This window comes from Larkinella sp. C7 (genome assembly GCF_006149005.1).
In the GTDB taxonomy this organism is placed as follows: Bacteria; Bacteroidota; Bacteroidia; order Cytophagales; family Spirosomataceae; genus Larkinella.
Genome location: NZ_VBSL01000005.1, coordinates 184,097 through 196,554, shown reverse-complemented (window position 1 = coordinate 196,554; position 12,458 = coordinate 184,097). Strand labels below are relative to the sequence as shown.

Below are 12,458 nucleotides of genomic sequence, written 5' to 3'. Positions count from 1 at the left end.
TAAGACAGCGAGCGGCTTAGGCAAACAGGGGGAAAGCCACCTCCGCCGTTTCCGGATTGGCGTCGGATTGGCGGAAACTTTTCATGATCCAGCCCCCGCCGATTACGTCGTCACCTTCGTAGAAAACCGCAGCCTGACCCGGCGCAATGGCCGAAACGCCCTGCTCGAACAGTACCTTGATCTTGTCGCCATCCTGCGAAATAACCGCCGGGGTGCCGGGGTCCTTATACCGAACTTTCGTAACGGTTTCGAGCGGTTTTTCGATGGAAGTGTATTTTTGAAGATTCAACCGGCTGACCATCATGCCATCGCGGTACAAATCCTTGTCGATTCCGAGAATAACTTCATTGGTGTCTTTCCGAATGTCGGTGACAAAAACCGGGTAGCCGAAGGCAATGCCCAGCCCTTTCCGTTGGCCGATGGTATAAAATGGATAGCCTTCGTGTTTGCCCACTACTTTCCGGGTGCCGGTCGAGGAGTCTTCGAGAATGAAATTTCCGCCGGCCACTTCCTGTTCGAGTCCCGGAACGCGCCGTTTCAGGAAGCCCCGGTAATCGTTATCGGGCACGAAACAGATTTCGTAGGATTCGGACTTGGTGACCAGTTCCGTAAAACCGCGTTCGGTCGCCATCGCGTAGATTTCGGATTTCCGGAGGTGGCCTAACGGTAATTTGGTTCGGCTCAGGCTATCCTGCGAAACACCCCACAGCACGTAGGACTGGTCTTTCAGGGTGTCGATGCCGCGGGAGATGACAAACCGCCCGTTGGCGGAACTGTCGTCGTGGATTTGCCGGATGTTGGCGTAATGGCCGGTGGCAATGGACTCACAATCAAGGCGGTCGGCCCGGCGCAGCAGCGCGTCCCATTTGATGTGGGTGTTGCAGAGAACACACGGATTGGGCGTCCGGCCTTCCAGGTATTCACCCGTAAAGTGGTCGATGACGGAATCGCCGAATTCGGCCCGGATGTCGAGAATGTAATGCGGGAAGCCGAGGTTGACGGCGATGTTGCGGGCGTCGTTGATGGAATCGAGGCTACAACAGCCGGTTTCTTTTTTACTGCCACCCGATGAGGCATAATCCCATGTTTTCATGGTCATGCCGATGACTTCGTAGCCTTCTTCGTGCAGCAGAACCGCTGCCAGGGAGGAGTCGATGCCGCCACTCATGGCGACCAAAATGCGTCCGTGTTTGCTCATGGCGTATCTGACAAGGTTCAAAGCCTTGCGATAACTAATTTTATTGGTTGATTGCAAAGATACAGCTTAACACGGTTTTATTGAAATCCATTCCATTCGTTGGGGACGGTCTTAGCCGGTTCGGACCACTTTTGAGGCAATCACACTCAACGAAGCTGTCGTATCGTGACACGGTTTTATTGAAATCCATTCCATTCGTTGGGGACGGTCTTAGCCGGTTCGGACCACTTTTGAGGCAATCACACTCAACGAAGCTGTCGTATCGTGACACGGTTTTATTGAAATCCATTCCATTCGTTGGGGACGGTCTTAGCCGGTTCGGACCACTTTTGAGGCAATCACACTCAACGAAGCTGTCGTATCGTGTTCCGAACAGTTAATGAATCTTCATCATTTATCTTCCTTTACTTTTCTAAACAACAGGGGCATTGTGGCCACATCGATCAAGCCCATATCCACTAACTTTAATGATTTTACCATTTTAAGGGTCGTAGTTTTGTACTTCAGGAAGTGTGGTGTTTTCAAGTGTTGCTCGTAGGCGGTTTTGCTGGCGTACATTTCCAAAATCCGTATTGATGTGGGGTTTTCTTTTTGGTACATCGGAAAGATGGCAATGACTCCCGGTTCTAATTTTACTGATGCCGCCGATTCTTCGGCCAGGATGGTTTTATACTCTTCCAGAAAAGCCGGATCTATTTCAATTTCTGAAATCCGCACCATCCTCTCTGGCTGCTGCGCTAAAGCGATATGGTAGCTAACCAACAGGAATACACCGACTAAAAAAAAGATGACTGCCTTTGGTGCTTTGGCTCTTAAACTGGTTTTTTCCGTGTTCATGGTTTATTCAGGTAAATTCAGGTCTAGTATACAGATTACGGTTTTATCTACCAATATTCCTGATTAGGAAATGCTGGTTGGTGAAGGGCTGAATAAAGCGGTAATTTTAGGTAACTAAACCAATCGTGATATGGACACGCTACGCCGGTTTGAGACCATCAATGACTACAATGTCTTCAATAACAATGAAACCCGTCATCCCCTGGTGAGTGTGGTTGACTTGTCCAAGGCCGACCCCCGACAAGGGTCCCGGATGTTTTTTGGCTTCTACACCATCTTCCTGAAAGATGTCAAATGCGGTGATCTGGTGTATGGTCGGCATACCTATGATTACCAGGCGGGAACGCTGGTTTTTCTGGCACCGGGACAGGTGGCTGGGGTGAACAGCAATGGCGAAACCTATCAGCCCAAAGGGTATGCGCTGGTCTTTCATCCCGATCTCATCCACGGTACGGCCCTGGGACGGCATATTCAGGAGTACACTTTCTTTGGCTACCAATCCTACGAAGCGCTGCATTTATCCAAACGGGAACGGGAAATTGTTCTGGATTGCTTTTCCAAAATCGGCTACGAATTGGAGCATGCCATCGACAAACACAGCAAGCGGTTGATTGTATCCAACATAGAGCTGTTTCTAAACTACTGCGTCCGTTTTTACGAGCGCCAGTTCATTACCCGGGACTATGCGCACAAGGGCGTTTTCGAACGGTTTGAGAATTTGCTGAATGCGTATTATCAGTCCGACAAACCCCAGACGATAGGCTTGCCTTCGGTCGCCTATTGTGCCAATGAATTAAATTTGTCGGCCAACTATTTTGGTGATTTAATCAAGAAAGAAACCGGCAAAACCGCGCAGGAGTACATCCAGTCGAAGGTGATCGATGTGGCCAAAGAACGCGTCTTTGATCCTGGCAAATCCATTAGTCAAATCGCCTATGAATTAGGCTTCAAGTATCCCCAGCACTTCAACCGCTTGTTTAAACAACGGGTTGGCCAATCGCCCAACGAATACCGGATACTCCATTACAACTAACCCTGGTGTGCCGGAGACCAGGCCAATGGACGTTACATCCGTTTCTCCATCTCATTCTGAAAGGGCTGATTGTAAAAACGTTTCCCTTTGTTTTTATACAACGCATTCGCCACGGCACCAAACACGGGAGGGAAGGGTGGTTCGCCCAGGCCGGTCGGATCGAGGTCATTTTCCACAAAGTAAACGTCAATCGATTTCGGTGCCTCATTGTGCCGGATCAGGCGGTAGTTGTGGAAATTGCTTTGCTCGGCGGCCCCGTTTTTATGGGTTAAGGCCCCGTAAAACGCATTGCCAATTCCGTCGACCACCGCTCCCTGCACCATGTTCGTGGCGGCATCGGGGTTGATCACAATGCCACAGTCCATCGCACTGAAGACCCGTTCGACATACGGCTGCCCATCCCGGGTGACGATGTCGACCACATGGGCCGCGTAGGAATTATGGCAGAAATAAGCGGCCACGCCCCGGTTGTACTTCTCATTTCCCGGCTTGTTCCAGCCCGATTTGTCCCGTACCAAGGTGAGCACGCCCGCATACCGGTCGGGGTCATACTCGTTGTTTTTGCCCACCGGATTTTCCTTGGCGCGTTTCAGGAGTTCCAGGCGAAACGCGATGGGGTCTTTGCCCATGGCCTCGGCCACTTCGTCCAAAAAGGATTGTTCGGCGGCTGCGTTAAAGTTGGAGCGCGGAGCCCGGAAGGCCCCAATGGTGATATTGGACGGAATCTGCCAGCCTTCGGCCAGGTAGTTTTCCACGGCCCCGGCCGGAAACCGGTTGGCATGGATCGCATGTTCCGGTATGCCGCCCCCTTTCACATGGAACGCAATCAGGTTTTTATTGGCATCCAGAGCCGCGCGATACGTTGCCGTGTACATCGGGCGATAAATGCCGTAGGTCATGTCATCTTCGCGGGTGTAGATGAGCTTAACGGGTGCTTTCGCTTTTTTCGAGATCAGTGCCGCTTCAGTCAGGTAATGGCCATACGCCCGGCGACCAAAGCCCCCACCCATCCGCGTCATCTGGATTTCAATCTTGTCGGCAGGCAGATTTAAGATTTTCGACAGCGTCGGCTCGATCCAGCCGGGAGCCTGCAAAGGGCCAGCCAATATCGCTTTATCCGCCGTTACATGGGCGAAGAAATTCATTGGCTCCATACAGTTATGGGCCAGAAAAGGGGCATTGTAAGTGCGTTCGATGACCTGAGCCGCATTCTGGAAAGCCGTTTCGGGATCGCCGTCTTTCCGTAACTGCTGCGCCGGTTTTTGGGCCTGTTCCTGCATTTTTTCAAGCTGGGTGCTGGTGCTTTCCAACCCGCCCGGAACCACAACCTCCCGTTTTCCGCCCCGACCACTCATGGTATCTCTGGTGTCGCCGATCGGTTCCCACTGGGCAACGAGCTTCTTACGGGCATTCATGACCTCCCAGGTGGTTTTGCCCACAACGACCAGCAAATCGTTGAACGTCCGCGTATCGAAACCGCCCTGCTCGAAACCGTCTTCATACAATTTCAGACTGAAAACATCTTGGATGCCCGGCATTTTGAGGGTTTGGGACGCATCGAACGATTTCAGTTTCATGCCGAAGGCTGGCGGATGCTGAATCATGGCAATCAACATTCCGTCGACCCGATAATCCAATCCGAAGAGCGGCTTGCCGGTTATTATTTTTTGGCCCTCAACATTTTTCTTCGATTTTCTGACGATCGTAAAATCCTTTGGAGCCTTCAGTTTCAGGTCTTTCGGCACCTCCAGGCTAGCGGCTTTGCCGGCCATTTCGCCGTAGTTCGCCGATTTTCCGCTGGCATGATGCAATACCCCCGCTTTCGTGGTCACTTCCTCAACCGGCACGTTCCATGTCTGGGCGGCTGCCTGGCGCAATAGGTGTCGGGCGGCTGCCCCGGCCTCCCGGAGTGGTTTCCAGTACATGCGAATCGAATTACTGCCTCCCGTAAACTGGGGACCTAACTTCGTGTTGTCGTGCGGACCCATTTCAACGACCACGTTTTTCCAGTCCACATCCAACTCCTCGGCAACGATCATGGGCAGCGAAGTCATCACATTCTGCCCAAATTCAGGATTGGGGCACAGGAGTTTGATCACGTTGTCGGCGGTAATCTGAATATAACCATTGAGCATGACCGATTGCTCAGGCAGGTTCAGGGCTTGTTGTTTGTCGGCGGCCTTAAGGCTGGATAACCAGCTCACGCTGAGCATCATGCCGCCCCCCGAAAGCAGGGAAGTTTTTAAGAAAGAACGCCGGTTATGGGTTGTTTTGGTCGTGTTCATGGTCAAGGTCTGGTATACGCGTGGAGAACAGCGGCATTACTTCTTCGCCGTCGATTTGATGGCTTCTTTGATGCGCAGGTAGGTGCCGCAGCGGCAGATGTTTCCGCTCATGTACGCATCGATCTCCTCGTCGGTGGGTTTCGGATTGGTTTTCAGCAGGGAAGCCGCGCTCATCATTTGCCCGGCCTGACAGTAGCCGCACTGGGCTACGTCGTGTTCCAGCCACGCCTTCTGGACGGGATGGTCGCCTTTGGCCGACAAGCCTTCAATCGTGGTGATGGCCTGTTTGCCAATTGCCGAAGCGGGCAGTTGACAGGCGCGAACCGCCGTTCCATCCAAATGCACGGTGCAGGCCCCGCACTGGGCGACACCGCAGCCGTATTTGGTTCCGGGTAAGTCCAGATGATCACGTAGTACCCAAAGCAGGGGCGTCGAAGGGTCGACGTTCACCTGCCTGATTTTTCCGTTAATTTTTAGGTTATAGGTGGCCACGGTGAACAGGGTTTACGGGTGACAGGATGCGTTTAAACAGGGATAGTTTCGTTGCAAAGGTCGCGTTTAAGCTGGAATCGATCGGTATACAAATTACGGATTTTCCTACCATTTTCACTGATTTACCAGTTAGGAAGTCGCTATTCAACTATTTTTACCCTGCGTCTCTTTCAGGTGTTAGACGTAGACGCTAATAGCCTGACTATCCGGATTACCAAGGTGTCCCCGGCAGGTGCCTGTATGCAAGGAAACCGGAGGAAGTACTTCAACGGAAGGAAGCCAAATTAGGTGTTTAGCGTTAGCAGGTTTAATATTGTAGTAAATTACATTAGAACAGAAAGAAGCCACCAGGCTGAACCAACATGAGCAATCGATTTATCATGATCCTGACGGGTACTTCACTCGCTTTTTTAGCGTGTGGTCAAAGTGCATCCGCTCAAACCGCATCGTCTGCACAGGCGCCGGTAGAAACCAAAGAACCCAATTCGGCCTACAAATCGGCTTTTGCCGGACAAACCCGGGTTGCCGGGATCAAATCCGCCACCCCTTATGAAGGCAAGGTGTTAACGGAAGAGCTCAAGAGCCCCTGGGGCATTACCAGCCTGCCCGACGGACGCCTGCTCATTACGGAAAAGAAAGGCACGTTGCGCATCGCCACCGCCGACGGAAAACTGAGCGAACCGATCACGGGTCTGCCGAAGGTAAATTCTGCGGGCCAGGGTGGGCTGCTGGGTATTCGGGTCGATCCCGCCTTTGCGAAGAACCGCATGATCTATTGGGTGTTTGCCGAACCGTTGGAGGAAGGCAATTTGACAGCGGTTGGCAAGGGGAAACTCTCTGCCGATGAAAAAACGGTGGAAGGCGCAACGGTCATCTACCGTGCCACTCCCGCTTATAAAGGAAATCTGCACTACGGTGGCCGGATTTTGATCGATAAAGCCGGTAATCTGGTGATTAGCACCGGCGAACGGTCGGATCTGGTGACCCGCCCGCAGGCCCAGTCGGTCAATTCGGGTCTTGGGAAAGTTATTCGCATCACGAAAGACGGAAAACCCGCTGCCGGTAATCCGTTTGCGAAACAGGCCGATGCCCGGCCCGAATTGTATTCTTACGGACACCGCAACGTGCAGGGGCTGGCTTTCCATCCGGTTACCGGCGATCTGTGGGAGGCTGAATTCGGCCCCAGAGGAGGGGATGAAATCAACCGGATCGAGCCCGGAAAAAATTACGGCTGGCCAACCATCACCTACGGCATCGAGTACAGTGGAAAGCAAGTCGGGGAGGCCATTCAACAGAAAGACGGCCTGCAACAACCGGTGTATTACTGGGACCCTTCCGTGTCGCCGAGCGGGATGACGTTCTACAGCAGTGATCGCATTCCGGAATGGAAGAACAACCTCTTTGTGGGTTCGCTGAGTGGCATGCACATCGTGCGGCTGAAAATTGAAAAGAACAAAGTGGTAGGCGAAGAACGGCTGCTTTCGGGTGAATCTCAGCGGTTTCGGGATGTAACGCAGGGCCAGGATGGGGCCTTATACGCGATTACCGACCAGGGAAGGCTGTACCGGATCGATAAAAAATAAGATTCCAGGTTCTGTTTTGACCAGAGTATCCTGCCTTTAAAACGGAGGGAATGGTTTGGCTAAATCCCGGCTTTACGGAAAAAACCGCTTGGTTTACAAGCGGTTTTTTCCGTAAAGCCGGGATTTGTGATTATTTTCCTATATTTCTGGCGATCACCGGTTTAGGCCGTGGTACCACGATATTCCTCCCAACTCTGACGATGAACCCTTCAACCTCTGTGCCCACCCATTCCGCAGCCATTTCGAAACTGTACTCCTTCGTGGTAGGCATCAACGCCTATCAGCAGGTACGCCCGTTGAGCGGGGCCGTGCAGGACGCGGCCACCATCGAACTCTACCTCGAAAGCCTGACCGATGTAGAGCACCATCCGCTCCACCTCAGCGACCGGGAAGCCACCAAAAACGCCGTCGTCGCGGGTTTCCGAACGCACCTGAAGCAGGCCGGGCCGAACGATACGGCCTTGTTCTATTTCGCGGGCCACGGTGCGCAGGAAGCCGCCGACCCGACGCTCTGGCCAACGGAAGCTGACGGCAAACTCGAAAGCATTGTCTGTTTTGACGGCGATGCAGCCCATACCTGGGATTATTTGCTGACCGATAAGGAGTTAAGGTATCTGATTGCGGACCTGAGCCAGACCGGGGCGCACGTCGTTACGATCTTCGATTGTTGCCATTCCGGGGATAATACCCGGTTTTTTGATCTGCTCGCGGCAACACCCGAAGGGCAGAAAATGCAGGAGCGCCGGTTGTCGCAATCGGCTCCCATGCGGCCGTACGCCGGTTTTATTTTTCAGGAACAGTTTACGGAAGACGATTTTCGGCAACAGGGACTCGATCAGCTTATTCCGTTGGGGACCCACATTCAGCTAGCGGCCTGCGAATCGGACGAAGCGGCTGTGGAAGACCGGGAAAACAAGGAAGGCGTTTTTACCAAAAATCTGGTGGCGGTTTTGAAAGCCGCCAACTCGGCCATTTCATACCAGGCCCTGCACAACCGTGTGCGGCAATACATGCGGTTTGCCTACGAACAACGCCCCCGCATTTCGGCAGCGGGCGACGCGTCCGATACGCTCTTGCTGACCGGTTTTTTGAACCGGCCGATCGACGCCCAAACCGCCGTCGCCGAGATTACTTTCAATCCGAACAAACGGCAGTGGCTGCTCGATGTCGGAGCTATTCACGGGGTAGGGCGGACGACGAAATCCATTCAGTTGCTGGACGACAGCGGAAAACCGGCTTTTTCGGTGACACCGCTGAAAATCGGGGCCGATTACACGCTGTTGAAAATCGGTGCGGAGCAGGAAGCCGGCCTCGACCGGGGCAAGGCCTACCGGGCCGAAGTGGAGGGCCTGCTGACCGAACCCATCAAACTCCATTTCATCAACCACAACGGTGATGTGGCCGAACAGGCGCTTTTGTTGAAAACACTGACTGAAAAAGCCGGGGCGTTTTTCATCCCGGAAGAAGACGAACAAACGGCGGATTACACGCTGCACGTACGCAACGGTCTGTTGTACTTTTCCCGGCCCGGTGACGAAAACCGTCCGCTTATCCGCACCGTACCGGCAGACAATCTGGAGCGGGCGTATGAGCAGTTGACCCAGTATCTGCGGCATCTGGCTGCCTGGCAATACCTCAAGGAACTGCGCAATCCCGAAGCCCCTGAACCGATTCTGACCATTGCCGTTACGCCCGAAGTTGCACAAACGGTGGTATTGAAAGGTGCACGGCCGACGCCGGTGACGATTCCGTTGCAGGAGAGCACAACGCCGTCTGGCAAAACCGTCTGGGCCAATAAAGTCAGCATCCAATTGATCAATCCAACGGCTCAGGTGCTGTATTGCACGGTGTTATACCTCTCCCGGGATTTCATAGCGATGAAGGATTTTCTGCCGGTGAACGAGCGTCTTCAGGCGGGAAACTACCGACTCGAACCCGGGAAATCGGAACTGCTGGGATTGCCGAGCCGGAAATCACTGACGGGTCGGAATGATTTTGTGCGAATGAGCCTGGAAGAAACCGTCCGGCAATACAACTGGCCGGAAGTGACGGAATACTTTAAAGTCATCGTTTCCGTGAATCCCCTCTCCGAATCGACGCTGGCGATGCTGGCACTGGATGTTTTGCCGTCGCCCCACACGCTGGGTGAGAAATTGAACGCTGACGAAAACCGCGCGTCGGCCTTCGACACCGAAGAAGACGAGGAGGAGTTTCCGGACTGGAGTACGCAACTGGTCACGCTCCGCATTCCGAATCCGGTTTTCAACCGCGTCGATCTGGGCGAACTGAACCGGATGCTGGAACCGGTGCTGGTCGAGGGCGTGCCGGTGGCCAATCCGATGTCTGATTTTGCGCTGGGGCTGTATTTTCAGCCGGACCCGATCGATTCGGAGCTGGTGCTGCGGGACGATCTGGCCGTGACGGGCGAAGAACAGCGCGGGCTGTGGGGCGATGTGAAAACGTTCGTGAGCAACCAGATTGCCTACCAGATCCGAAACCGGCAGTACATGCAGAATCTGATCAAATACCCGGACCGGGTTCGGCTGGTGGCGGGTGGGGATTCGTGGTTTCAATACCCGCTGCTGAGCGATATTGTCGATTACCTGGCGCGGGTCTACTCCGTAAATAGCACCCCGGCGGTGGGGAAATCACTGAAGAATTACATCGAGAAATCGAAATTTCTGGAAACCATTGCGCAGGTCAGTCCGCGTTATTTTTTGCTGAGTGGTGGAGGAACGCATTTCTTTGGGGATGAATTTCCGACCTATATCCGGGATCAGGCAGCGGAAACCCTGCCTGCGCCACAGCGGTATGTAGCCGATGGATTCACGGCTGCCCTGGACGAACTGGAAACGGATTTTCAACGCCTTTTTCGCCTGATCCGGCTGCAAAATGCGAAAGTTCGGGTGCTGGTTCACGGCTACGATTACCTCCTGCCCGACGCCAGCGAAACGCAATCCGGGAAGCCGGGAAATTTGGAAAAATGCCTGACGGAAAAGGGGATAACGGATCTTGCGGAACGAAAAAACCTGATCCGGTTTATGATCGACGGCTTCAACGAGCGGTTGCAACGGGCCGCATCGGCGTATGACAACGTGATTTACATCGACTTGCGCGGGAGTATCCGGCCGGCCACCAGCCAGTTGAAATACTGGTACGATGAATTTCACCCGAACGACAAAGGGTTTCTGAGCATTGCCACCAAATACGCCCAACTGATCGGAAAAATGGAGAGGGAACGCGCCTGAGTTAGCCCTGAAACCGCTTGAAAAACTCGGCTTCGTAGCTCATGCCGACCGGTATTTCCTCCCCGGCGAGGGTGATCATCCGGTTGCGAACGGTTTCGATCCGGTTGAAAGCCACGATGTAGGAGCGATGAACGCGAATAAACCGCTCGCTTCCCCCGTCGGCTTCCCGGAGTTTTTGCAACATGGTTTTCATCGTCATGCGGGCCACAATCGGGCGGTTGACCTGGTGGATGTGAATCTTGAGGTAGTCGTCCAACCCTTCGATGAACAGAATGTCCGACAAGGCAATTTTGTGCAGCGTATAATCGGCGCGGATGTAGAGGTACGCTTCCATAGCCGGATCGGTTGTCTGCCGGAATTTGTGCTGTGCGTTTGCTTTTTGAACCGCTTGCTGAAACCGCTCGAAGGTAAACGGTTTCAACAGGTAATCGACGGCATTGAGCGTGAAGCCTTCCACGGCGTATTCGGCGTAGGCGGTGGTGAAAATCACCAGCATGGGTTCCGGAATCGCTTTGTGAAATTCAATGCCGGATACCGACGGCATATTGATGTCAAGAAAAAGCAGATCGGTGGGTACTTCGTGCAGGTGCGAAAGGGCTTCGTCAGGGCGCAAAAACGTCTTTTGCAGGTCGATGGTGTTAAGCTGGCGGCAAAAATGGGTCAGTACCCGCAGCGCAGGGGGTTCATCGTCTAATGCAATGGCTCGGATCATGCCAGGTTCAGGGTTAGGTCAACGGCGAACCCGGTGGGGTTGTCGTTGATGGTCAGGACATGTTGGTTGGGATACACCAGTTTCAGCCGGGCTTTGGTGTTGTCGATGCCAATACCGCCCGACGCTTCGTCATTGTGATACAACCGCACTTTTTTGTTATACACATGCAACCGCAAGGTGTTCTCATTCAGCGAAATCGTGATGTGAATAATCGATTTTACTTCCGGATTGACGCCGTACTTGAATGCGTTTTCAACAAACGAAATCAAAATGAGGGGTGCAATCTGTTTCCCATTAAAGAAGCCGCTGACGGCGTACTCAATCTGAACCGTATCGTCCAGCCGCAGCTGCTGCAAGGCGATGTAATCGCTGATGTAGGCCACTTCTTTCGCCAGCGGAACCTCGTGGCTTCCGGCATCCCGAATGACGTAACGCATTAACGACGAGAGCTTTACGACGGCATCGGCGGTTTTGTCCGATTTTTCGATGGCCAGCGAATAGATGCTGTTGAGCGTGTTGAACAGAAAATGCGGATTAATCTGGGCTTTCAGGTACGACAATTCGGTCGATAGTTTTTCCTGTTCGGTTTGTCGCCAGCGGTTTTTGATCTGGAGATACAGGGAAACGAAAATGCCTACCAGATACAGGAACAGCGCATGACTCAACTCAAACCCAAAAGGCGGTTTGGCCTGCGGACCGCCCGGAACCGGCCCCTGGGGGCGGGGAGGATGGGGCAACGCAGGTATGGGAACAGCAACCAGATCCCCGCGATCGACCAGCACAACGGCCCCGATCAGAAGCAAAAAACTCCCCACAAGGCTGGTAACATAAAGGATATACTTTCCTTCTAAATACAATTTTGGAATCAGGTAATAATAGTTGGCGTAAAAGAAAACCAGCATGAAGAGGTACGACAGAAAATTAGTTCGTTCGTGCGGGTTGCTAGTCAGTTTGGTGAGGCCCGAAAAACCGTCGGGCGCAAAAAGATAGGGAAGAGACAAAAAGGCCAGACCAAGCAGAATATGAATCAGGATGGGCGGAATGGTTCGTTTCATGGAATTGATTTTCAC

The 12,458-nt window shown here is 53.1% G+C and carries 9 protein-coding genes; 3 read left to right on the top strand and 6 right to left on the bottom strand.

The window, feature by feature from the left end; genetic code table 11:
* Positions 1-16: 16 nt before the first annotated feature.
* Both mnmA and FH871_RS14455 read right to left on the bottom strand, forming a co-directional pair.
* Positions 17-1,198, bottom strand: coding sequence for a tRNA 2-thiouridine(34) synthase MnmA (gene mnmA, locus FH871_RS14460; RefSeq protein ID WP_138992141.1), 1,182 nt, complete (start codon positions 1,196-1,198; stop codon positions 17-19).
* 390 nt (positions 1,199-1,588) lie between these two features.
* Positions 1,589-2,035 carry a putative quinol monooxygenase gene (locus FH871_RS14455; protein WP_138992140.1) on the bottom strand — a complete coding sequence of 149 codons (447 nt, stop codon included), beginning with the start codon at positions 2,033-2,035 and terminating at the stop codon, positions 1,589-1,591.
* A gap of 130 nt (positions 2,036-2,165) precedes the next feature.
* Here FH871_RS14455 and FH871_RS14450 point away from each other — a divergent pair, with 130 nt between their 5' ends.
* A complete protein-coding gene (locus FH871_RS14450; RefSeq protein WP_138992139.1) occupies positions 2,166-3,068 on the top strand; it encodes an AraC family transcriptional regulator in 903 nt (300 codons plus the stop codon).
* Between the two features lie 32 nt (positions 3,069-3,100).
* On the opposite strand, the gene FH871_RS14445 is transcribed toward FH871_RS14450, so the two are convergent.
* Together FH871_RS14445 and FH871_RS14440 are read right to left on the bottom strand one after the other, a co-directional pair.
* Entirely contained in the window at positions 3,101-5,353 is a 2,253-nt protein-coding gene (locus FH871_RS14445; protein WP_138992138.1) for a xanthine dehydrogenase family protein molybdopterin-binding subunit, read from the bottom strand.
* A gap of 36 nt (positions 5,354-5,389) precedes the next feature.
* Positions 5,390-5,845: a (2Fe-2S)-binding protein gene (locus tag FH871_RS14440; RefSeq protein WP_138992137.1), complete on the bottom strand. Its 456-nt coding sequence runs from the start codon at positions 5,843-5,845 to the stop codon at positions 5,390-5,392.
* 362 nt (positions 5,846-6,207) lie between these two features.
* Between FH871_RS14440 and FH871_RS14435 the strand changes: the two genes are divergently transcribed.
* Both FH871_RS14435 and FH871_RS14430 read left to right on the top strand, forming a co-directional pair.
* Positions 6,208-7,428 carry a PQQ-dependent sugar dehydrogenase gene (locus FH871_RS14435; protein ID WP_138992136.1) on the top strand — a complete coding sequence of 407 codons (1,221 nt, stop codon included), beginning with the start codon at positions 6,208-6,210 and terminating at the stop codon, positions 7,426-7,428.
* 200 nt (positions 7,429-7,628) lie between these two features.
* Positions 7,629-10,676 (top strand): caspase family protein, encoded by a 3,048-nt coding sequence (locus tag FH871_RS14430; protein ID WP_171062849.1) that lies wholly within the window; start codon positions 7,629-7,631, stop codon positions 10,674-10,676.
* 1 nt (position 10,677) lies between these two features.
* Here FH871_RS14430 and FH871_RS14425 read toward each other — a convergent pair whose 3' ends face one another.
* Together FH871_RS14425 and FH871_RS14420 are read right to left on the bottom strand one after the other, a co-directional pair.
* Positions 10,678-11,388 (bottom strand): LytTR family DNA-binding domain-containing protein, encoded by a 711-nt coding sequence (locus FH871_RS14425; RefSeq protein ID WP_138992134.1) that lies wholly within the window; start codon positions 11,386-11,388, stop codon positions 10,678-10,680.
* Positions 11,385-12,443: a sensor histidine kinase gene (locus tag FH871_RS14420; RefSeq protein ID WP_138992133.1), complete on the bottom strand. Its 1,059-nt coding sequence runs from the start codon at positions 12,441-12,443 to the stop codon at positions 11,385-11,387. The genes FH871_RS14425 and FH871_RS14420 overlap by 4 nt, the downstream gene beginning before the upstream one ends.
* Positions 12,444-12,458 lie beyond the last annotated feature (15 nt).

Excerpts from the sequence above, each read along its gene's own strand:
- mnmA (WP_138992141.1), bottom strand. The coding sequence starts at position 1,198 with ATGAGCAAACACGGACGCATTTTGGTCGCCATGAGTGGCGGCATCGAC.
- FH871_RS14455 (WP_138992140.1), bottom strand. The coding sequence starts at position 2,035 with ATGAACACGGAAAAAACCAGTTTAAGAGCCAAAGCACCAAAGGCAGTC.
- FH871_RS14450 (WP_138992139.1), top strand. The coding sequence starts at position 2,166 with ATGGACACGCTACGCCGGTTTGAGACCATCAATGACTACAATGTCTTC.
- FH871_RS14445 (WP_138992138.1), bottom strand. The coding sequence starts at position 5,353 with ATGAACACGACCAAAACAACCCATAACCGGCGTTCTTTCTTAAAAACT.
- FH871_RS14435 (WP_138992136.1), top strand. The coding sequence starts at position 6,208 with ATGAGCAATCGATTTATCATGATCCTGACGGGTACTTCACTCGCTTTT.
- FH871_RS14430 (WP_171062849.1), top strand. The coding sequence starts at position 7,629 with ATGAACCCTTCAACCTCTGTGCCCACCCATTCCGCAGCCATTTCGAAA.
- FH871_RS14425 (WP_138992134.1), bottom strand. The coding sequence starts at position 11,388 with ATGATCCGAGCCATTGCATTAGACGATGAACCCCCTGCGCTGCGGGTA.
- FH871_RS14420 (WP_138992133.1), bottom strand. The coding sequence starts at position 12,443 with ATGAAACGAACCATTCCGCCCATCCTGATTCATATTCTGCTTGGTCTG.